Genomic DNA, 21,081 nt, shown 5'->3' with positions numbered 1-21,081 from the left:
GGATGACCGGCAGCACGCCCGCGCCCTTCACCGCCGACGACTACCGGGCCCGTATGGAGCGGGCCGCACACGCGGCCGGCGACGCGGGGCTGGCCGGGCTTCTGGTGGCGCCCGGCCCGGACCTCGTCTGGCTCACCGGCTACGCGCCCACGGCCGTCACCGAACGGCTCACCCTGCTCGTCCTCGCCCCCGGCCGGGATCCCGTCCTCGTCGTCCCCACCCTGGAGGCCCCCGACGCCGCGAAGGCGGCCGGCGCCCCGGTGCTCACCCTGCGGGACTGGACCGACGGCAAGGACCCCTACGCCGTCACCGCCGCGCTCCTCGACGCACGCGGACGCTTCGGCGTCAGCGACAACGCCTGGGCGATGCACCTGCTGGGCCTGCAGAAGGCCCTGCCCGACAGCTCCTACGCCTCCCTCACCGAGGCCCTGCCGATGCTGCGGGCCGTCAAGGACGCGGCGGAACTGGAACTGATGGCGGCCGCGGGAGCGGCCGCCGACGCAACGTTCGAGGAGATCCGGAAGGTTCCCTTCGCCGGCCGCAAGGAGTCCGACGTCGGCGCCGACCTCGCCGAACTGCTGCGGCGCTTCGGGCACTCCCAGGTCGACTTCACCATCGTCGCCTCGGGACCGAACGGCGCCAACCCGCACCACGAGGTCGGCGACCGCGTCATCCGGCGCGGCGACATGGTCGTCCTCGACTTCGGCGGCCTGAAGGACGGCTACGGCTCCGACACCTCCCGCACCGTCCACGTCGGCGAACCCACCGACGAGGAGCGCCGCGTCCACGACCTGGTACGCGAGGCCCAGGAGGCCGGCTTCCGGGCGGTGCGGCCCGGCGTCGCCTGCCAGGAGGTCGACCGCGCCGCCCGCGCGGTCATCGCCGACGCCGGCTACGGCGAGCACTTCATCCACCGCACCGGTCACGGCATCGGCGTCACCACCCACGAGCCGCCGTACATGATCGAGGGCGAGGAGCAGCCCCTCGTGCCCGGCATGTGCTTCTCGGTGGAGCCCGGGGTCTACCTGCCCGGCCGCTTCGGGGTCCGCATCGAGGACATCGTCACGGTGACCGAGGACGGCGGCCGCCGCCTCAACGACACCACCCGCGAGATGGTCATAGTGGAGTGAGGCATTCCGTGGAGTCCCCGGCACCCACCCCCGACGGCAACGGCGCGACCATGACCCAGGCACCCACCCCCACCGCGGACACCGTCCGCCGACTGGTCCGTGCGCTCCTGAAGGAGGGCGAGGAGGGCACCAAGGGCAGGAACGGCGCGGGCGGGGCCGCCGGACTCGACGTACGGCCCGTCCGCGAGAGCGGCGAGCAGTGCACCTGGTGGGTCGGCAGCCGCCACGTCCTGCGGCTCGCCCCCGACCGCGACGCGGCCGCCCGGCAACGTCGCGAACTGCGGCTGCGCGACCTCGTCCGCCCGCACGTCCCGGTCGCGGTGCCGACGAGCGTCGCCCACGGCGAATGGGCCCCGGGACTGACCTACACCCTGGACACCAGGGTGCCCGGAGGCACCGGCGAGGAGCACGACGTGTCCGCCGTCGGCGAGGCCGACCTGGCCGGACTGCTCGGCGGGCTGCGCGAGGTGCCGCCCCGCCAGGCCGAGGCGCTCGGCGTGTCCCGCACCGCGCCCCGCTCCCTGGAGACGCTGCGCCGCAGGGCCGTGGCCGCCGCCGCACGGCTGGCCCGCGCCGACGAGTTCGACCCGGCCCGCCTCCAGCAGCTCACCCCGCCCGGCGCGGCCCAGCTCGCCGCCCAGCCCGCCACCGCCGTCCTCGTCCACCACGCCCTGCGGGGCGAGCACCTCGTGGTCAGCCCCGACGGCCGGGTGCGCGGCGTCCTCGACTGGAGCCGGGCGGTCCTCGGCGACCCCGCCGAGGACATCGCCGGCCTCGCGCTCGCCGTGGGCTCCGGCGCCGCCGTCCGCGCCGCCACCCTCGCCGGCTACGGCGCCCGCCCCTGCCTGCGCGGCCTCTGGCTCGCCCGCTGCGACACCGTCATCCACCTCGCCGAACACCTCCCCACCCCCCGCACCGCCCTCCTGCCCCTCCTCCGCACCCAACTCCGTCACGCCTGGGAAGCGATCCTGCTGGAACGGGTGACGGAGTTCCGGGAGGACGACGACGGGGCGGACGAGGAGCCGTAGGCGCGGTCCATTTCGGTGGTGGCAGGGCGGGGGCGGCTGTCAGAGTGCCGGTCATGGATCTTCCTCCCGACACGGTGCTCGTCTTCGACCGGACGGACGACCTACTCGTCTTCGAGTCGTTCGTCCACGCCGCGAACTGGCTCGAGGCGATCGACATCGACGAGGGGGAGTACCCGGCGGCCTACACCCCCGACGGGGGCGTGGTGGCCCTGACCACCCCGGAGGCCTGGCGGGGCCCCGTCGTGCTGACGCGGACCGACCGGGCCGACCGGGAGGATCTGGCACGCAGGGTGGCTCGCTACTGGAGCCTGCACCAGGAGGGCCGGTCAGCTTGCGACCCCGTACAGACCGCGAGCTTCCTGATCGACAGGGACAACCAGCTGTGGAAGGGACGGCTGAGGCGGCTCCTCGGCGGCTGAGGCGTCACTCCTGCTCCAGCACCACACACGACTCCCCGGGGACATGCAGCAGCCCGTCGGGCCCCGGTGCCTCCACCGGTTCCCACGCCGCGAGGACGCGTGCCGGGCGGGTGCCCAGGGGGATCGCGGCCGGCTCCTTGCCGAGGTTCACGGCCACGCGGACGTCTCCGCGGCGGAAGGCCAGCCAGCGGGCCTGCGTGTCGTGGGCGACCTTGAGGTCGGCGAGGTCGGGGTCGGTGAGGTCGGCCTGGGCGTGCCGCAGGGCGATCAGGCTGCGGTACCAGGCCAGCACGCGCGCGTGGGGCTCACGATCCGGCTCGGACCAGTCCAGGCAGGAGCGCTCCCGCGTCGCCGGGTCCTGCGGGTCGGGCACGTCCTCCTCGGCCCAGCCGTGCGCCGCGAACTCCCGTCGCCTGCCCCGGCGCACGGCCTCCGCGAGCTCGGGGTCGGTGTGGTCGGTGAAGAACTGCCAGGGGGTGCCCGCGGCCCACTCCTCGCCCATGAACAGCATCGGCGTGAACGGGGCGGTCAGCGTCAGGGTGGCCGCGCAGGCCAGCAGGCCGGGGGAGAGGGCGGCCGCGAGGCGGTCGCCCTGGGCGCGGTTGCCGACCTGGTCGTGGGTCTGGCTGTAGCCGAGGAGCCGGTGCGCGGGCAGCCTGGTGCGGTCCAGCGGGCGCCCGTGGTGGCGGCCCCGGAAGCTGGAGTACGTGCCGTCGTGGAAGTAACCGCCGGTGAGGGTCTTGGTGAGCGCGGCGAACGGGTCGCGCGCGAAGTCGGCGTAGTAGCCCTGGGACTCGCCGGTGAGGGCGGTGTGCAGGGCGTGGTGGAAGTCGTCGTTCCACTGCGCGTGCAGGCCCAGGCCGCCCTCCCGTCGGGAGGTGATCAGCCGCGGGTCGTTCAGATCGGACTCGGCGATCAGGAACAGCGGCCGGCCCGTCTCGTCGGCGAGGTCGTCCACGGCCGCCGACAGCTCCTCCAGGAAGGGGTACGCGCGTGTGTCGGCCAGCGCGTGCACCGCGTCCAGGCGCAGCCCGTCCAGCCGGTAGTCGCGCAGCCAGGCCAGCGCGCTGCCCACCAGATACGCCCGCACCTCGTCCGAGCCGGGCGCGTCCAGGTTGACGGCGGAACCCCACGGCGTGTGGTGCGTGTCCGTGAAGTACGGCCCGAAGGCGGGCAGGTGGTTGCCGGACGGGCCCAGGTGGTTGTGCACCACGTCCAGGACGACGCCGAGACCCAGCTCGTGGGCCCGGTCGACGAACCGCTTCAGCGCCTCGGGCCCGCCGTACGGCTCGTGCACGGCCCACAGGGAGACGCCCTCGTAGCCCCAGCCGTGCCGGCCGGGGAAGGGGCATAGGGGCATCAACTGGACGTGGGTGATGCCGAGTTCGGCGAGGTGCCCGAGCCGTTCGGCGGCCGAGTCCAGCGTGCCCTCGGACGTGTACGTGCCGACGTGCAGCTCGTACAGGGCCGCGCCCTGCAGCGGGCGCCCGGACCACTGCGCACGCCACGTGTACCGGTCCTGGTCGACGACCGCGCTCAGACCGTCCGGTCCGTCCGGCTGACGGCGCGAGCGCGGGTCGGGCAGGACCGGGCCGTCGTCCACCGCGAAGCCGTACCGCGAGCCGTCCGCGGCCTCCGCCTCGCCGGTCCACCATCCCGCCCGCCCCGGATCACGCTCCAACGCGCGCCTGACGCCGTCGCACTGGAGCGTCACACGATCGGCCTGCGGTGCCCACACCTCGAACTGCACGGACGGTTCCCCTTCGTCTGCTCACCGGGATGTAGCCCGTCCCATCGTGCTCCAAACGAGATCGATCCGCTGCGGGAACACCCCGTTCGCGGCGGGTGTCGTGGCGGACGTCCTCGGGCACGCGCGTGGGGTCGCCGTTTTCCCGTTTTCTGGACACCCGGGGTTCACTGACCGACAATCACGTGCGTGACGTCGTCTTTCGAGTTCAACACGTACCCCGCGCGATTGTCCGACGCGGAGCGCGACAGGGTGCTGAAGGTGCTCCGTGACGGCGTCGCCATGGGCCGCCTGTCGCACGACACGTTCATCCGGCGCATGGAGCTGGCGCTCGCCGCCCGCCGCTCCGACGAACTCGTCGCCCTCACCGCCGACCTGCCCAAGGAGAGCCGCTTCTCGCGCATCGTCTTCGGCAGCGTCGAGGCGGTCTCCGGCTTCACCGTCCGGCTGCGCCGGGCCTGGCAGGCCGAGCGGCTGCCCAAGCTGCTGCTGCCGCACCCCGGTACCGAACAGGCCCTGCGCATAGGCCGCGACCCCGCGAGCGGCCTCCGGCTGACCCACGAGAGCGTCTCGCGCGTGCACGCCGAACTCAGCCGCCAGGGCGGCATGTGGGTCCTGCGCGACCTCGGCTCGACCAACGGCACGACTGTCAACGGACGCCGCGTCATCGGCGCGGCCGTCGTCCGCGAGGGCGACCAGGTCGCCTTCGGACGGATGGCCTTCCGCCTCTCGGCGAACTGAACCGGCGAACTGAACCGGCCGCAAATCGGGCCGCCCAACGCGGTGTTGACGTACCTCCCGTGCCATGACTCACTGTGCGTACACCGCGTACACCTGATGAACCGACGGCGCTCCGACGCGGAGGTGTGTCCTGCCGCCACTCCTGCGCTACCCGACCGTGGACGAACTCGCGGCCCGCGCGGCCGCGCTCGTCGCCCGCAGGCCCGGGGACGCCCGGCTGCGCCAGGTCGGGGTCTCCCGCGCGGGCACGCCCCTGTGGCTGCTCTCCGTCGGCCACGGCGCCCGCCAGGCCCTCGTCGTCGCCGGACCGCACGCCAACGAGCCCGTGGGCGGCGCCACCGTCCTGTGGCTGGCCGAACGCGTCCTCGCCGACCCGCGGCTCACGGAGGGCGCCGACGCCACCTGGAACCTGCTGCTGTGCCTCGACCCCGACGGGCTGCGCCGCAACGAGGGCTGGCTGTCCGGCCCGTACACCCTCGGCCGCTACTTCCGGCGGTTCTTCCGCCCAGGCTTCCGCGAACAGCCCGAGTGGCTGCCCGAGGGGGCGGCGGCCGCCACGCTGCCGGAGACACGGGCGCTGCTCGGCCTCCAGGATGAACTGAAACCTTTCTTCCAGTGCTCGCTGCACGGCGTCGACGTCGGCGGCGGCTTCGTGGAACTCACCCGTGACCTGCCCGGACTCCCCGAGGCCGTGGCCCGGACCGCCGCGGGATTGGGCATCCCCCGCGAACTCGGCCCCTACGACACCCTGTACTGGCCCGGCCTGGGTCCCGCCGTCTACCGGATCCCGCCCCCGCGCCCCCGCGACCTGGCCGCCGCCATCACCGAAGCCGCCGTCGAGTCGACCTGGTACCACCCGCACCGGCACGGCACGTTCACCGCGGTCGTCGAGGCACCCATGTGGGGCGTCGCCGCCGTCGAGGACGACTCCCCGCCCGCCGACCGGGACGCCGTGCTGCGCACCGTGAGCCGGAGCCTGCGCCACGACACCCGGGTCCTGGAACGCGTCCTCGCGCGCGTGCGGCCCCGTCTGGCCGACGCCCCCGACGCGGCACGCCTGCTCGCACCGATCGACGACTACCTACTCGTCTGCCCCGGCCTCGCCGACGCCTGGGACCCCGACGCCGGCGACCCCACCCACCCGCTCCCGCCGCTCAGTACCGCCCATCTGGCCGCCCTGCGCATCGCCGGCCGCCGTATCGCCGTACGGACGGCTGGCCTGCTGCACCAGCTCGTCACCGGCGCCGGGCCCGAGCCGGCCGGGGTGCTGCCGGAGCTGGACGGGCTCATCGACGCGTGGTGCGCCGACTACGAGGACTGCGGGGCGCGCTGGATCCCCGTGGCCCGCCAGGTGGAGTACCAGGCGAGGATCGTGCTCGCCGCGTTCGAACTCGCCGAACGGCAGACCTCCGCCCCCGCACGATCGGGTGAGCCGGACTGGGGAACGCAGGCCGCCGTGCCGATGCACCGGGAATGAAACACTTCCCCACACACAGCCTTCTGGCCGCCCTGCCGGCCACGGCCGCCCTCGTCCTCACCGCCGTCACCCCCGCCCAGGCCTCGGCGCCCGGCGACACCGGCAACTGGCTCCGGCTCACCGTCACCGAGGGCGACTCCCGCGTCAGCGACAGCCGCGGCACCCTGCTCCTGTGCGATCCGCCCCACGGCCACTCCCGCGCCACCGAGGCCTGCGCGGAGCTGGCGGCGGCGGACGGCGACCTGCGCGCCGTACCCGCGCGGAAGGACACCATCTGCAGCCTCGTCTACGCCCCGGTGACCGCGCACGCGCGCGGCCAGTGGAACGGCCACCCGGTCGAGTACGAGAAGACCTTCGCCAACCGCTGTGTGATGGGCGCGGAGACGGGCGCGGTGTTCGCCCTCGACGACGCGCAGCCGTCGGAGCTGCCCGACCTGCCGGGGTTGTGAGAACCGCGACGCGGCTTCGGGCACACGCGCGTGCCCGAAGCCGCGCGTGCCCGAAGCCGCCGTGTCCCTCCGAGCTCTCTGGCCCACCGGGCTCTCTGAGACCACCGAGCCCTTCGAGCCCTACGTCCCCTCGCGCGCGTGCAGCGCCGCCGCGACGACCGTGCGGGACTGGTGCTCCACCTGGTGCTCCAAGGGCACCCAGCGGGCACGGAAGCGTTCGGCGAAGGCCTCGCTCCAGGTTTCCACCAGGCGCCCCAGCCGGGGGGCCGCGTCGTCCTCCTGCTCCTGGAGGACCCGCCGCAGCATCGCCGCCGCCCGCAGCGGCAGCCGGCGGGCGAAGGCGTCGACGCTGCCGACGTACGCCATCGTCGTGCCGGCCGGCGGGGTGTGGGTCCAGTCCGCGGCCAGGCCCGGCACCAGCTCCAGTGCCCAGCGGGCCGCTCTCAGCAGCGGGCCGTCCACGCCCTCCAGGCGCGGCAGCGCCTCCGTGAGGACCCGCTCCACCTCCCGGGTGTCGCGCAGCAGCCGGACCGCGAGGCGCCGGATCGCCGCGGCCGGGGCGGGGTGCGGGGCGGGGTCGTCCACCAGGTCGCTCGCCCACATCGGCACCTCCACGACCGCGGTCAGGCCGCCGTAGCGATGGGCGTGGTACCAGGTGCTGTGCCGTGCGTCGTCCGGCATGCTCGGGTACGCCACCCCCGCCCCCGGCCCCGGCATCACGTGCACGCCGGGCCCGGACGTCGGCCAGCCCGCCGCGTCGGAGGCGCCCGTCTCCACCGGGATGTGCAACTGCGCCGCGGACTTCGCGAACGGTTCGGCGAGACCCGGGATGTCCTTCGTCAACTGCACCCAGCTGCCGCCCAGATCGGTGCCGTGCAGCGTCACCTGGAGGTAGGGCCGCAGCTCGTCGATGACCTGGGTCAGCGCGCGCGTCTCGGGCGGCAGCCGGTCGGGCGGGAGGACGGCGGGCGACCACTCGGGCTGCTCCGGGCCCGCGGGCCGGAAGAAGCCCAGGTGGTACTCGAGCAGACTGCGCGGCGCCGGGGTCACGTGCAGGCTCGCCCCGTCGGGGTCCGCGCACAACAGGAAGTGCCAGGACGTGCCGTCCCGCAACTCCCGCTCGTGCACCACCCGTTCGGCCAGGGCGAGAAGCGTCGGTCCGCCGGTCGGCTCGTTCGCGTGGGCCCCGGCGACCACCAGCACGGCCCGCCGGGCGTGCCCCACGGACAGCAGGTGCAGGGGCCGCCCGGCGCGGGAGAGGCCCACCTGTCGCAACACGCACAGACCGGGTCGGAGCGCGGCCAACGCCTGGGCGGAGAAAGTCAGTTCGGTCACCGTGGGGTAGCGCAACTCCGGCAGGAGACTCACCCCCGTCACGTCCGCCCGGCCCTCGCATCCGCAGTACCCCACGGACGCCACGCGGTGTCAAGGACGCGGTGGGGGAGCTTCCCGGGGGCGCCCGGACGCATCCACGGCGGACACCGTCCGCGCCACCACCCAGTGGTGCTTGCCCAGGGACCGGCTCCGGGTGAACCCCCGGCTCTCGAACAGCGCCACGGTGCCGTTGTGCAGGAACGACGCGGACACCGACCGGCCGGCCACGTCCTCCGGGTAGCTCTCCACCGTCCCGCCGCCGAGCCGGGCGATCTCGCGCAGCGCGCCGTCGAGTCCGGCGGACGCGACACCGCGACGCCGGTACGCGCGGTCGACGAAGAAGCAGGTGATCCGCCAGTCCGGCAGCCCGGCCCCACCGCCCCCTGCGCCCTCCTCGCCGAGCCCGGCCTCGTAGGCCCGCCGGTGCTTGATGCGCGGCAGCTCGGCGACCGGACCGAACTGACACCAGCCCACACACTCCGCACCGTCGTACACGAGCGTGGCGTGCGCCCGGCCCTCCCGGACGTGGGACTCCTTCTCGGCGCGGTTCTGTGCCGGCGTCTTCGAGCGCCCGACGCCCTCGGCGTGGAAGGCCATGCACCAGCAGCCACCGAACACACCGCCGTGCCGCTCGACCAGCCGCGCGAAGTCCGCCCAGGTGTCCCCGGACAGGGGTCTCGCCGTGTACTCCGCCATGCGTGCCTCCCGCCGTCCTCAGCCCGTCCGCTCCAGCAGAGCCACCGGCCGCCGCGCGAACAACTCTTCCACGCGCGCGTGCCCCGTGAACTCCCGCCCGCGCTCCAGGACGTCGGCCCACCGCCCCGGCGGCAACGCCAGCCGCGTCTCCCGCCAGCCGCCCGCCTCCGCCAGCCGCAGCGACAGCCGCGTCACGGCGGTGACGACCTCACCGGAGCGCGCGAACGCCAGACAGTGGTCCGCGGCCGGCCCCTCGACGGCCAGCGGCTCGTACGTCGCCGACTCCCCGAAGACCTCCGGCCGCCGCCGGCGCAGCCGCAGCGCCGCCGCCGTCACCTCCCCCTTGTCGCCGGAATCCTCCGGCGGGAGAGGCACGGGACGCCGGTTGTCCGGGTCCACCAGCGCCCGGTACTCGCTCTCCGTGCCCTGGTAGACGTCCGGCACCCCCGGCATCGTCAGGTGCACCAGTGCCGTGCCCAGCATGTTGGCCCGGACGTGCGGCTCCAGCGCGGCCCGCAGCGCGGCCACCCGCTCGCCCGGCGGCCCGCACGGCCCGGCCGCGACGAACGCCGCCACCGCCTCCTCGTACGGCGGCTCCTGCTCCGTCCAGCTCGTGTACAGGCCCGCCTCGCGCACATGCTTGAGCAACGCCTCCTGGACGCGCTCCGGGGACGCCGGTCCGAGTCCGAACACCGTCTGCCAGGCCGCCCACGCCGTCTGCCCGTCCGGCACGGCCTCCTCGGCCCGCGTCACCTGCTCCAGGACCTCCGCCCAGCGCTCCGGGCACTCGGAGAGCACCGCCAGCGCGGCCCGCACGTCGGCGCTGCGCTTGGTGTCGTGCGTCGACACGACCGTCCCGGTGACCGGCCAGTCGCGCTGCACGCGCGCGCAGTAGGCGTGGAAGCCGGCCGGCGACACACCCTGCCGGCCCGGATCGCCCCCCACCTCGTTCGCCGACAGCAGCGGCACGTACCGGTAGAACGCCGTGTCCTCCACCGACTTGGCCCGCAGGGCGGACGCCGTCTGCGCGAACCGCGACCGGAACTCCACGGCGGCCGGCCCCGTGCCCTGCCCCAGCACCAGAGCGCGCACCACGTCGACCGCCCCCGCCTCCTCGGGCACGACGAAGGCGAGCCGCGCCTCCTCGGCGGCCTCCTCGGTGACGACGGCGGCCGGGTCGCCCGAGGTGTACGGCCGGTAGACCTCCATGCGCACGAGCAGCTCCTCCAGGGCCGTGCGCAGCGCCCAGGGCGCCCGGTCGCGCAGCGCGGGGTCCGGGGAGGTGGCGCACACGCGGGTCGCCGTCCGGGTCAGTCGGTCCACCTCGGCGGCCAGCTCGTGCGAGAGCACCGCGTACGCCGCCCGCCGTACGGTCGCCGCCCAGTCCCCGCCCCGGTCCGTCTGCGGGGCCGCGAAGTGCCGGTAGAGCTCCAGGAGTTCCCCGGCGCCCGCGGGGTCCGTGAAGAGGCCGTCGACGTGCCGGAGGGCGTCGTAACCGGTGGTGCCGGCGACCGGCCAGGAGTCCGGCAGGGGCTCCCCGTCGGCGAGGATCTTCTCGACGACCGTCCAGCGGCCCCCGCTCGCCTCGTACAGCCGCGCCAGATACGTGTCGGGGTCGGCGAGCCCGTCGGGGTGGTCGACGCGCAGCCCGTCGAGCACCCCCTCGTGCAGCAGCTGGAAGATCTTCGCGTGCGTGGCCTCGAAGACCTCCGGGTCCTCCACGCGCACCCCGATCAGCTCCGAGATACTGAAGAACCGCCGGTAGTTCAGCTCGGTGCGGGCCAGCCGCCACCACACCGGCCGGTACCACTGCGCGTCCAGCAACTGCGGCAACGGCAGGTCCTCGGTGCCCTCGCGCAGCGGGAAGACATGGTCGTGGTAGCGCAGGACCTCACCGTCGACGCGCAGCTCGTCCATCAAATCGCCCAGCGGCCCGCCGAGCACCGGCAGCAGCACCTGGCCGCCCTGCGTCTCCCAGTCGATGTCGAACCAGCGCGCGTACGGCGACTTCGGGCCCTCCCGCAGGACCTCCCACAGGGCGCGGTTGTGGCGCGGGACCACGGCCATGTGGTTCGGCACGATGTCCGCGACCAGCCCGAGTCCGTGCTCCCGCGCGGTGCGCGCCAGCGCCCGCAGCCCCTCCTCGCCGCCCAGTTCCTCACGCACGCGCGCGTGGTCCACCACGTCGTACCCGTGCAGCGAGCCCGGCACGGCCTCCAGGACGGGCGACAGATGCAGATGCGACACACCGAGCGAGGCCAGGTACGGCACGGCCGCCGCCGCGGCCGCGAACGGGAACCCGGGCTGCAGCTGGAGCCGGTAGGTGGCCGTGGGCACGACGGGGGCGGGGCGCTCAGGGGTCATGGAGACCTACGTACCCGCCCTGCCCCCTTTCGTGTCATCCCACCCGCCAGGTGGACGGGACTCGGCCGGCCGCTGCAGCACCGTCATGCTCCGGTCCACCAGCGTCAGCCGGTCCCCGGCCGTCACCTTCGCGTCCGCTCCCCGCGTCACCGGCTCCGGGTGCGCGGTGTCCACGACCACCTGCCACTGCCGCCCGTGGTTGACCGGCACCACGAACTCCAGGGTCCGCGGCGAGGCGTTGAACATCAGCAGGAAGGAGTCGTCGGTGATCCGCTCACCGCGCGCGCCGGGCTCGGAGATCGCGTTGCCGTTGAGGAACACCGTCAGCGCCGACGCCTGCGCCGAGGTCCAGTCGCGCTGGGCCATCTCCTTGCCCTCGGGCGTGAACCAGGCGATGTCCGACAGGTCGTCGTGGGTGCCCTCCACGGGCCGCCCGTGGAAGAAGCGGCGGCGGCGGAAGACCGGGTGTTCCTTGCGCAGCCGCACGATCGCGCGCGTGAAGGCGAGCAGCTCGCCGCCGTCCTCCTCGGAGTCGGGCCACGCCACCCACGACAGCTCGCTGTCCTGGCAGTAGGCGTTGTTGTTACCGCGCTGGGTGCGCGCCGTCTCGTCGCCGTGGCTGATCATCGGCACGCCCTGGGACAGCATCAGCGTGGCGATGAAGTTCCGCATCTGCCGGGCGCGCAGCTCCAGCACCGCCGGGTCGTCGGTCTCGCCCTCCACACCGCAGTTCCAGGAGCGGTTGTGGCTCTCGCCGTCCCGGTTGTCCTCGCCGTTGGCTTCGTTGTGCTTGTGGTTGTAGGACACCAGGTCGTGCAGGGTGAAGCCGTCGTGGCAGGTCACGAAGTTGATCGAGGCCAGTGGGCGGCGGCCGTCGTCCTGGTAGAGGTCGGACGAGCCGGTCAGCCGGGAGGCGAACTCCGCGAGCGTGCGCGGCTCGCCCCGCCACAGGTCCCGCACGGTGTCGCGGTACTTGCCGTTCCACTCGGTCCACAACGGCGGGAAGTTCCCCACCTGGTAGCCGCCCTCGCCCACGTCCCACGGCTCGGCGATCAGCTTCACCTGGGAGACGACCGGGTCCTGCTGCACCAGGTCGAAGAAGGACGACAGCCGGTCCACCTCGTGGAACTGGCGGGCCAGCGTCGCCGCGAGGTCGAAGCGGAACCCGTCGACGTGCATCTCGGTGACCCAGTACCGCAGCGAGTCCATGATCAGCTGGAGCACGTGCGGGGACCGCATGAGCAGCGAGTTCCCGGTGCCCGTGGTGTCCATGTAGTAGCGGGGGTCGTCGGTCAGGCGGTAGTACGACGGGTTGTCCAGGCCCCGGAAGGACAGCGTCGGGCCCAGGTGGTTGCCCTCGGCGGTGTGGTTGTAGACCACGTCGAGGATGACCTCGATCCCCGCCTCGTGCAACGCCCGCACCGCCGACTTGAACTCCAGCACCTGCTGCCCGCGGTCGCCCCAGGAGGCGTAGGCGTTGTGCGGGGCGAAGAAGCCGATGGTGTTGTAGCCCCAGTAGTTGTTCAGGCCCATGTCGACCAGACGGTGGTCGTTGACGAACTGGTGTACGGGCATCAGCTCCAGGGCCGTGACGCCCAGCTCGGTGAGGTGCTCGACGATCGCCGGGTGCGCGAGCGCCGCGTAGGTGCCCCGCAGTTCCTCCGGCAGCCCCGGATGGCGCATCGTCAGGCCCTTCACATGGGCCTCGTAGATCACGGTGTGGTGGTACTCGGTGCGCGGGGGCCGGTCGTCGCCCCAGTCGAAGTACGGGTTGACCACGACCGACGTCATCGTGTGCGGCGCCGAGTCCAGGTCGTTGCGCCGGTCGGGGGCGCCGAAGTGGTAGCCGTACACCTCCTCGCCCCAGCGGATCGAGCCGCTGATCGCCTTCGCGTACGGGTCGAGCAGCAGCTTCGCCGAGTTGCAGCGCAGTCCGCGCCCGGGGTCGTACGGGCCGTGCACGCGGAAGCCGTAGCGCTGCCCCGGCATGATGCCCGGCACGTACGCGTGCCGCACGAACGCGTCGCTCTCCCGCAGTTCCACCGCCGTCTCCGAGCCGTCGTCGTGCAGCAGACACAGCTCTACTCGGTCCGCGGCCTCGGTGAAGACCGCGAAGTTCGTACCGGCGCCGTCGTACGTGGCGCCGAGGGGGTATGCCTCTCCAGGCCAGACCTGCATGGATACGACTCTTTCAGGTGTGCCGCCCCGCTGGGGGTGCCTTGGCATCGAGTCTCCCGGAAAGTGAGGGAACCACCTGTGACTTACGCCCCTCTTACCCATCGACCGGTGCACACGCCGGCCGACGGCGGGTGCCGAATCAATGGGGCAATCACGTACTCCCGGGGCACCAGGGGGAGTAGGGGGAAGATGTGCGCACGACAGTGCGGCGCCACCTGGGCAAGGTGGTGGCAGGCGCGGCCATAGCGGTGGCCGGTACAGCCGCGATGATCGCGATCACCCTGCCGGGCACGGCAGGGGCGGACGGAACCGGAGGGAGCACGAGCGGACAGGCCGCGCAGCAGGCGGCCGGAGCGGGGGCCGGACAGGGCGCCGGGCAGCAGGGCGGCTCGGCCGCGGTCGAGCCCGGAGTCGTCGAGGAGGCGCCGGCCGAGGGCCGGAAGGGCCAGGGCCGCGACCCGCTCACCGACGACGAGATCGCGCGGGTCCAGAGTCTCGCGGTCAACCGGCAGCTCTTCAACGCCACCGAGGACGTCGACGGCGACCGCGGCCCGCAGCGCCTGAGCGTGGACCTCGCCGATCCCGCGGCGAACGAGGTCGACGACCCGGACGCGCCCCGGCGCGCCGAGGTCACCTTCTACGACTACAGGAACGACACGCTCGTCACCAAGACCGTCAACCTCGACACGGGCAAGGTCGAGAGCACCGCCAGCCGGCAGGGCGTCCAGCCGCCGCTGAGCGCCGCCGAGCAGACCGAGGCGGCCCAGCTGCTGATCGCCGACCCGCTGGGCGCGGGCCTGAAGGCGGACTACAAGGACGCCACCGGCAAGGAACTCACCTCGCCCGACCAGCTGGTGCTCGCCGGCATGGTGTACCGCGCCTCGCCGGGCGCCCAGCCCGCCGTCCTCGACCAGTGCGGCATCCACCGCTGCGTCCGGCTGCTGCCGAAGGTCAAGAACGGGCCGTGGATCGACACCCGGTCCTTCGTGATCGACCTCAGCGCCCGCAAGGTGGCCCGGCTCGCCGGCTGACCCGTCCGTCCAGTTTTCCAACCTTCATCTCCCGTCGTAGGGATGCAAAGGGAGTCCTTTCCTCATGCGCGTGATCAGAAATAGCCGTGCCCGCAAGGGAGCGGCCCTCGGTCTGTCCGTGGCCGCGCTTGCCGCCGGCGCGACGACCACCGGTACCGGCCCGGCTGCCGCCCAGCCGAAGGCGGCTCCGGCGGCGGCCGCCGACTGCAGCGCCGCCTACCGCATCCAGCAGAAGCTCTCGAACGGCACCACCTGGCGCATGTGCTGGCGCTTCGAGGCCAAGTCCGGCCTCATCCTGGAGAAGATCTCCTACCAGCCGCCCGGCGAGGCCCGCCCGATCCAGGTCCTCAACAGTGCCAAGCTCGCCCAGATCCATGTGCCGTACGACGACGGCAAGAACGAGTACAACGACATCACCGACTACAACTTCGGTTCGGGCCTGGTGAACATGGCGCCCGGCGAGTGCCCCGGCGGCACCATCAAGACGGTGAAGGTCCCCGAGGCGTACAACAGTACGAACCCGAACGTCAAAGGCCTGTGCACCACGACCCGCGCGCGCGGGCACGCGTACCGCATGCAGACCGACTCGGGCAAGGTCTACCAGGCCCAGGGCAAGGACCTGCTCGTCTACACCGTCAACAAGGTCAGCTGGTACGAGTACATCACCGAGTGGCGCTTCTCCGACGACGGCACCATCAACATGAACGTCGGCGCCACCGGCAGCCTCTCGCCCTTCGACTACGACGCCGGTGACGGCCGCGGCTGGCCCATCGGCAAGGGCGCCAAGGCCTACTCCACCAGCCACAACCACAACGTCTTCTGGCGGCTCGACTTCGGCCTCGACGGCTCCTCCAAGACCAAGGTCGAGCAGTACGACTCGGTGGTCAGCCCGCCCGCCCCCGGCGGCCAGGGCCCGACCAACAAGACCACCCGCACCACCGTCACCAAGGAACTCGCGGGCGACGCCGCGAACATGCGCTGGTGGCGCGTGGTCAGCGCGACCGGCAAGAACAAGGACGGCCACCCGCGCTCGTACGAGATCGTCCCCGGCGCCACGAGCAAGTACCCGGGACGCCCCTTCACGAAGCACGACGTGTACTTCACGGAGTACAACGCGTGCGAGCAGTACGCCAACAACAACGTCCGCCTCTGCGCCAACCCGCGGCACGGCTACTCCGTCGACAAGTGGGTGAACGGCCAGACGCTCACGCACCCCGTGACCTGGGTCAACGTCGGCTTCCACCATGTCGCGCGGGACGAGGACCAGCAGCCCATGCCGGTCCACTGGCAGGGCTTCTCGATCGCCCCGAGGGACGTCACCGCTATGAATCCGCTCACTCCGCCGTCCCTCGCGGGCGAGAACGGCCGTCCGTAGACGGACAGTTGAGAAACGACCTGTCCATCCGGCTGCACCGCCCACCGCTCCCGGAGTACCCTTCCTTGATCGTTGGGACGGGGAGTGCTCGGGGGAGCGGAAGGCGGTGCTTGGGTGGGCTCGGGAGGGCTGGAGCTGCCCCCTGGTGACGAGGGTCACGAGGGAGGCTCCTCCACGGACGTCCCGCCCGGCACGGTGTCGCTGGCCCGGCCGATGGAAGGCGCCATCGGGCCGGAGCTGGACTGGGACGCCGAGGCCTGGCGGGAGGTGCGCACCCGCGCCCAGCGGGCCGGCCGGGCCTACATCTGGCTGAACCTCGTCGAACAGCGGCTGCGCGCCGTCGTGGCCGCCGTGCTGCGGCCCATCTACGAACCCGTCCACGGCGACGACTGGGTGGTCGCCGCGGCCGGCCCCGCCGGACAGGAGTGGGTGCAGCGTGCGGTCGCCGTACGCGAAGTCAGCCGCCGCAAGGGCTACCTGCTCGACCCGGCCGACGACAACGTGATCTCCTTCCTCACGCTGCCCCAGCTGCGCGAGCTGATGGTGCAGCACTGGCCGTGCTTCGAGCCGTACTTCGACGACCGCCGGGACGTCGAGCTCGCCCTGGACGAGCTGGAGGTCACCCGCAACGTGGTCTCCCGCAACCGGGCGCTGTCCGAGGCCGTCCTGGGCCAGGCCGAACGGGCATCCGCACGGCTGCTGGAGGTGCTCGGCACCGGCGGCGACGTGCCGTCCGCGCGCCGGCTGCCCGTGGACGCGGTCGAGGACCTCGTCGGCGACCGGTACGCGGACGTGGTCGCCGTCCACTCCGACCGGGTGCGGCTGCTGCGCCAGTTCCCCGCCGAGGACATCTTCGACGGCGCCCGCCGCCTGGACGCCATCGGCATCGGCCTCAATCTGCTCGTCCAGAACTTCTCCGGCCGGCGGCTGGTCCGCCTCGCCGAGGCCGGCGCCCGCGTCCGGCTGCTGTTCCTCAACCCGGCCTCCAGCGCGGTCAAGCGCCGCGAGCGCGAACTGGGCATGAAGCGCGGTGAGTTGAGCCGCGCGGTGGAGATGAACATCCTGCACATGCGCCGCGTCCGCTCCCGCCTGCGCGACCCGGGCGCCTTCCAGATCCAGGTGTACGACGAGACGCCCCGCTTCACGGCCTACCTCGTCGACGGCGACGGCTCCGACGGCATCGCGGTCGTGCAGTCCTATCTGCGGCGGATGCGGGGCATGGAGGCGCCGGTGCTGGTCCTGCGGAACGGCAACCGGGTGGTCAAGTCGGGCGAGATCGACGAAGGCGGACTTTTCTCCGCCTATCGCGAGGAGTTCGAGCTGGCCTGGGCGGATTCGCGGCCCGTGTCCTGAACTGTCGTGTCCTTCCGTGGAGCCTCCCCAGCTAAGCGGAACGCGATCCTCTGATTGTCAGTGGCGCATGGGAAGGTGGAGACCACTGGGGGAAGCACCACCAAGAAGGGGGGCCACCATGGCCTGGCACCGCGAGCTGCTCATCGGCTTCGACCTGGAGACGACCGGGACGGATCCGCGCGAGGCGCGCATCGTCACAGGGGCCGTGATCGAGGTCAGGGACGGGCAGGTTCTGGGGCGCCGGGAATGGCTGGCCGACCCCGGCGTGGAGATCCCGGCGGACGCCGTGGCCGTCCACGGGATCAGCAACGAGCGGGCGGCCGCCGAGGGCCGCCCCGCCGACCAGGTCGCGGACGCGATCGCCGGCGTCCTCGTCACGTACTGGAAGACAGGCGTCCCGGTCGTCGCCTACAACGCCGCCTTCGACCTCACACTCCTCTCCGCCGAACTGCGGCGGCACGGACTGCCGCCCCTGCGCGACCGCCTGGGCGGCGTCGACCCGGCCCCGGTCGTCGACCCGTACACCATCGACCGCTGGGCCGACCGCTACCGCCGCGGCAAGCGCAACCTCGAAGCGGTCTGCGCCGAGTACGGCGTCCCCCTCGACGCGGCCCACGACGCCTGCGCCGACGCCCTCGCCGCGGCCCGCCTGGCCTGCGCGATAGCCGAGCGCCACACCAAGGTCGCGGCCCTCGGCCCGGCGGAGCTGCACCGCCGCCAGATCGAGTGGTACGCCGAGTGGGCGGCGGACTTCCAGGACTTCCTCCGCCGCAAGGGCGACGCCCAGGCGGTCGTGGACGGGACATGGCCCCTGCGGGAGCTGGCGGACAGCCGGTCCGCCTGAGCCGGCTGCCCGGCTCAGAAGGGGTACCAGCGCACCGTCTCGTCCCCGTCCCGCAGGGACGCCACCCGGCGTTCGAACTCGGCGAGGGCCTTGGGGTTGGCCGGTGCGTGCTGGGCGACCCAGGCGCAGCTCGCGGTCTCGCGGGCGCCGCGCAGGACCGGGCAGCCCTCCCACGCGCGTACGTCCCAGCCGTACGTCGCGGTGAAGGTGTCGTAGGCCTCGGCGGGCAGGCCGTAGCGGTCGCGGGAGAGGGCCATCACGACCAGGTCGTGCTCGCGCAGGTCGGCGGAGAAGGTCTCCAGGTCGACCAGGACCGGGCCGTCCGGGCCTATGTGGACGTTGCGGGGCAGTGCGTCGCCGTGGATCGGGCCGGGCGACAGCTGCGGCGTGAGCGCGGCGGCGGCCGTGGCGAAGCCGTCGCGGCGCTCGCGCAGATAGGCGGCGTCCGCCGGGTCGACCGCGTCGCCCGCGAGCCGCAGCCAGCGCTCCACGCCGGACAGCAGATCCCGCGGGGGCAGGGTGAAGGAGGGGGAGGGCAGGGTGTGCACGACACGCAGGAGTTCGGCCAGATCCCGCGGCTCGGCGGGCCGTACCGGGTCGGGCAGCCGGTGCCACACCGTCACCGGGTGTCCCTCGACCAGCAGGGCCTTCGGCTCGGCCGCCCGCACCGCGGGGACTCCCGCCTCCTCCAGCCACGCCGCGATGTCCAGCTCGCGCCGGGCCCGGTCGAGGAGTTCGGCGTCGCGGCCGACCTTCACCACCAGGTCGCCGGCGGCGAACACCGCGTTCTCGCCCAGGGCGAGGAGCCGCGCGTCCCGGGCCGGGCCGGGCAGCACCCCCGCCGCGACCAGTACGTCCCGCGCACGTGCCTCGTCCATCGTCCGCCTCCGTCTCGTCGTGTGCCTCTACCTCGGGGACGGCGTCGGGATCCGGCCATCCGACGGCCAGTCTCGCATTCGTACAGGTGGGGCCATCTGCGCGGTGCCTTGACGGGGTACAGCGGCTTCACGACCATGGCGGGGCCCGTCACAGCCGCGGGAAGGGGGATCGCTTCGTGTCGCTGACGACCGAGGGGAGAGGGAGCGAAGGGAGAGGGAGCGAAGGGCGAGGCGGCGCGCGCCGTGCGTCCGGCACCGGACCGCCGCGGGACCTCGTGAGCCATGGCGCCTGGTTCCTCGTCCTGCCCGCGCTGCTCCCCATCCTGGTGCTGAGCGTCGGCCCGCTGCTGTACGGGATCCTGCTGGCGTTCACCGACGCCCAGTCGGGCCGCACCGAGCCCACGCAGTGGATCGGCGGGCTCAACTTCCGGGACCTGGGGCACGACACGCTGTTCTGGGAGTCGTTCCGCATCGGGCTGGTCTGGGCGGTCGGGGTGACCGTCCCGCAGTTCCTGCTCGCCCTGGGCCTGGCCCTGCTGCTCAACCAGGAGTTACGGCTGCGCTGGCTGGCCCGCGCCCTCGCGATCGTCCCGTGGGCGATGCCCGAGGTCGTCGTCGGCATCATGTGGCGGCTCGTCTACAGCCCCGACGCCGGTGTCCTCAACGAGACCCTGCGCGACCTGGGCCTCGGTGACGGACGGGACTGGCTGAGCGGCCTGGCGACCGCCCTGCCCGCGGTGATCGTCGTCGGCGTCTGGGCGGGCATGTCCCAGACGACCGTCGCCCTGCTCGCCGGACTGCAGAACACCCCGCGCGAACTCCACGAGGCCGCCGCGGTCGACGGCGCGGGCGCCTGGCGCCGCTTCCGCACGGTCACCTGGCCCGCGCTCCGCCCCGTCGCCCTGGCGATCACCGCGCTCAACTTCATCTGGAACTTCAACTCCTTCGCCCTGGTCTACGTCCTGACCAGCGGCGGTCCCGGCGGCCGCACCCGGTTGCCCATGCTCTTCGCCTACGAAGAGGCCTTCCGCTACGGCCAGTTCGGCTACGCGGCGGCGATGGGATGCGTGATGGTCGCGGTGATCTCGGTGCTCCTCGCTCTCTTCCTGGTGGGCCGGCTCAGGGGAGGTGACCGGGCATGAGGACCAGCGCCACGGGCCGCGTCGGCCAGTACCTCGCCCTGCTCGCCTATCTCGTCTTCCTGGCCTTCCCCTTCCTCTGGCTGGTCTCCACCGCCTTCAAGTCGCCGCGTGAACTGGGCAGTCTGCGCCCCGGCTGGTTCCCCGAGGACCCCACCCTCGCCAACTTCCGGCAGGCCTTCGACGAACAGCCACTGCTGCGCGCCGCGGGCAACTCCCTGCTCGCCGCCGCCGGGGCCGCCCTGATCGCCGTACTGCTCGCGACCCCGCTGGCCTATGTCATGGCCCGGCACCGCACCCTGCTCGCGCGGGCCGCGACCGGGTGGGTCGTCGTCAGCCAGGCGTTCCCGCTCGTGCTGGTGATCATCCCGCTGTTCCTGGTGCTGAAGAACCTGCGGCTGATCAACTCCCTGCCGGGCCTGGTCATGGTGTACGTGGTGTGGGCGCTGCCGTTCGCGCTGTGGATGCTGGTCGGGTACGTGCGTGCGGTGCCCGTCGAACTGGAGGAGGCGGCGGCCGTCGACGGCGCAGGGCGGCTGCGGACCCTGGTGTCGGTGACGGCGCCGCTGCTCGCGCCGGGGATCGTGGCGACGGGGCTGTTCGCGTTCATCACGGCGTGGAACGAGTTCTTCTTCGCGCTGGTGCTGCTGAAGACGCCGGAGAAACAGACCCTGCCGGTCGTCCTCACCCACTTCATCGGCGCGGAGGGTGTCGCCGACCTCGGCCCCCTGGCGGCCGCCGCCTTCCTCGCCACCCTTCCCTCCCTGCTCGTCTTCGCGGTCATCCAGCGACGGATCACGAGCGGCATGCTCACCGGGGCGGTGAAGAGCTGATGCGTACAAGACTGATGCGTACGAG

The 21,081-nt window shown here is 72.9% G+C and carries 18 protein-coding genes; 12 read left to right on the top strand and 6 right to left on the bottom strand.

Going from position 1 to position 21,081, the window contains the following annotated elements; genetic code table 11:
- Nucleotides 1–2 precede the first annotated feature (2 nt).
- Genes IE263_RS24135 through IE263_RS24125 form a run of 3 tightly spaced genes read left to right on the top strand, consistent with a single transcriptional unit; the run spans nt 3 to nt 2,577 of the window.
- Complete coding sequence (locus IE263_RS24135) at nt 3–1,130, top strand: aminopeptidase P family protein (RefSeq protein WP_189939821.1); 1,128 nt, start codon at nt 3–5, stop codon at nt 1,128–1,130.
- Nucleotides 1,131–1,180: 50 nt separating this feature from the next.
- Nucleotides 1,181–2,158 (top strand): aminoglycoside phosphotransferase family protein, encoded by a 978-nt coding sequence (locus tag IE263_RS24130; RefSeq protein WP_189939869.1) that lies wholly within the window; start codon nt 1,181–1,183, stop codon nt 2,156–2,158.
- A 53-nt stretch (nt 2,159–2,211) separates the two neighbouring features.
- A complete protein-coding gene (locus tag IE263_RS24125; protein ID WP_189939820.1) occupies nt 2,212–2,577 on the top strand; it encodes a hypothetical protein in 366 nt (121 codons plus the stop codon).
- A gap of 4 nt (nt 2,578–2,581) precedes the next feature.
- Here the strand turns inward: IE263_RS24125 and treZ are convergent, their stop codons facing one another.
- Nucleotides 2,582–4,327: a malto-oligosyltrehalose trehalohydrolase gene (treZ, locus tag IE263_RS24120; protein WP_189939819.1), complete on the bottom strand. Its 1,746-nt coding sequence runs from the start codon at nt 4,325–4,327 to the stop codon at nt 2,582–2,584.
- Nucleotides 4,328–4,513: 186 nt separating this feature from the next.
- Here treZ and IE263_RS24115 point away from each other — a divergent pair, with 186 nt between their 5' ends.
- The 3 genes from IE263_RS24115 to IE263_RS24105 all read left to right on the top strand — a co-directional run bounded on the left by IE263_RS24115 (nt 4,514) and on the right by IE263_RS24105 (nt 6,991).
- Nucleotides 4,514–5,065: an FHA domain-containing protein gene (locus IE263_RS24115; RefSeq protein WP_189939818.1), complete on the top strand. Its 552-nt coding sequence runs from the start codon at nt 4,514–4,516 to the stop codon at nt 5,063–5,065.
- Nucleotides 5,066–5,222: 157 nt separating this feature from the next.
- A complete protein-coding gene (locus tag IE263_RS24110; protein ID WP_189939817.1) occupies nt 5,223–6,542 on the top strand; it encodes a M14 family zinc carboxypeptidase in 1,320 nt (439 codons plus the stop codon).
- Entirely contained in the window at nt 6,539–6,991 is a 453-nt protein-coding gene (locus tag IE263_RS24105) for an SSI family serine proteinase inhibitor (protein ID WP_189939816.1), read from the top strand. Before IE263_RS24110 ends, IE263_RS24105 begins: the two co-directional genes overlap by 4 nt.
- 120 nt (nt 6,992–7,111) lie before the next feature.
- Here the strand turns inward: IE263_RS24105 and IE263_RS24100 are convergent, their stop codons facing one another.
- From IE263_RS24100 to glgX, 4 genes are read right to left on the bottom strand one after another with little or no spacing between them, the layout of a single operon-like run.
- Complete coding sequence (locus IE263_RS24100; protein ID WP_189939815.1) at nt 7,112–8,359, bottom strand: M14 family zinc carboxypeptidase; 1,248 nt, start codon at nt 8,357–8,359, stop codon at nt 7,112–7,114.
- 57 nt (nt 8,360–8,416) lie between these two features.
- A complete protein-coding gene (locus tag IE263_RS24095) occupies nt 8,417–9,061 on the bottom strand; it encodes a GNAT family N-acetyltransferase (RefSeq protein ID WP_189939814.1) in 645 nt (214 codons plus the stop codon).
- 18 nt (nt 9,062–9,079) lie between these two features.
- Complete coding sequence (treY, locus tag IE263_RS24090) at nt 9,080–11,425, bottom strand: malto-oligosyltrehalose synthase (RefSeq protein ID WP_189939813.1); 2,346 nt, start codon at nt 11,423–11,425, stop codon at nt 9,080–9,082.
- A 6-nt stretch (nt 11,426–11,431) separates the two neighbouring features.
- Nucleotides 11,432–13,603 carry a glycogen debranching protein GlgX gene (gene glgX, locus IE263_RS24085; RefSeq protein ID WP_189939812.1) on the bottom strand — a complete coding sequence of 724 codons (2,172 nt, stop codon included), beginning with the start codon at nt 13,601–13,603 and terminating at the stop codon, nt 11,432–11,434.
- A gap of 191 nt (nt 13,604–13,794) precedes the next feature.
- Here glgX and IE263_RS24080 point away from each other — a divergent pair, with 191 nt between their 5' ends.
- The 4 genes from IE263_RS24080 to IE263_RS24065 all read left to right on the top strand — a co-directional run bounded on the left by IE263_RS24080 (nt 13,795) and on the right by IE263_RS24065 (nt 18,206).
- The gene (locus tag IE263_RS24080; protein WP_189939811.1) at nt 13,795–14,634 is read left to right on the top strand and encodes a Tat pathway signal sequence domain protein; all 840 of its coding nucleotides are present in this window, start codon (nt 13,795–13,797) and stop codon (nt 14,632–14,634) included.
- Nucleotides 14,635–14,698: 64 nt separating this feature from the next.
- Entirely contained in the window at nt 14,699–16,009 is a 1,311-nt protein-coding gene (locus IE263_RS24075; RefSeq protein ID WP_189939810.1) for a copper amine oxidase, read from the top strand.
- A gap of 114 nt (nt 16,010–16,123) precedes the next feature.
- Nucleotides 16,124–17,362 (top strand): DUF5919 domain-containing protein, encoded by a 1,239-nt coding sequence (locus IE263_RS24070; protein WP_229911126.1) that lies wholly within the window; start codon nt 16,124–16,126, stop codon nt 17,360–17,362.
- A gap of 118 nt (nt 17,363–17,480) precedes the next feature.
- Nucleotides 17,481–18,206 carry a 3'-5' exonuclease gene (locus IE263_RS24065; protein ID WP_189939809.1) on the top strand — a complete coding sequence of 242 codons (726 nt, stop codon included), beginning with the start codon at nt 17,481–17,483 and terminating at the stop codon, nt 18,204–18,206.
- A gap of 14 nt (nt 18,207–18,220) precedes the next feature.
- Here the strand turns inward: IE263_RS24065 and IE263_RS24060 are convergent, their stop codons facing one another.
- On the bottom strand, nt 18,221–19,084 hold the full coding sequence (locus IE263_RS24060; RefSeq protein ID WP_189939808.1) for a phosphotransferase enzyme family protein: 864 nt from the start codon (nt 19,082–19,084) through the stop codon (nt 18,221–18,223).
- 275 nt (nt 19,085–19,359) lie between these two features.
- Between IE263_RS24060 and IE263_RS24055 the strand changes: the two genes are divergently transcribed.
- Together IE263_RS24055 and IE263_RS24050 are read left to right on the top strand one after the other, a co-directional pair.
- On the top strand, nt 19,360–20,226 hold the full coding sequence (locus IE263_RS24055; protein WP_189939807.1) for a carbohydrate ABC transporter permease: 867 nt from the start codon (nt 19,360–19,362) through the stop codon (nt 20,224–20,226).
- Nucleotides 20,223–21,056 carry a carbohydrate ABC transporter permease gene (locus IE263_RS24050; RefSeq protein WP_189939806.1) on the top strand — a complete coding sequence of 278 codons (834 nt, stop codon included), beginning with the start codon at nt 20,223–20,225 and terminating at the stop codon, nt 21,054–21,056. The genes IE263_RS24055 and IE263_RS24050 overlap by 4 nt, the downstream gene beginning before the upstream one ends.
- Nucleotides 21,057–21,081 lie beyond the last annotated feature (25 nt).

It is taken from the genome of Streptomyces aurantiogriseus (assembly GCF_014649375.1).
GTDB lineage: Bacteria > Actinomycetota > Actinomycetes > Streptomycetales > Streptomycetaceae > Streptomyces > Streptomyces aurantiogriseus.
The sequence above is the reverse complement of the archived record's forward strand: the minus strand, read 5'-3'. Positions and strand labels throughout refer to the sequence as shown.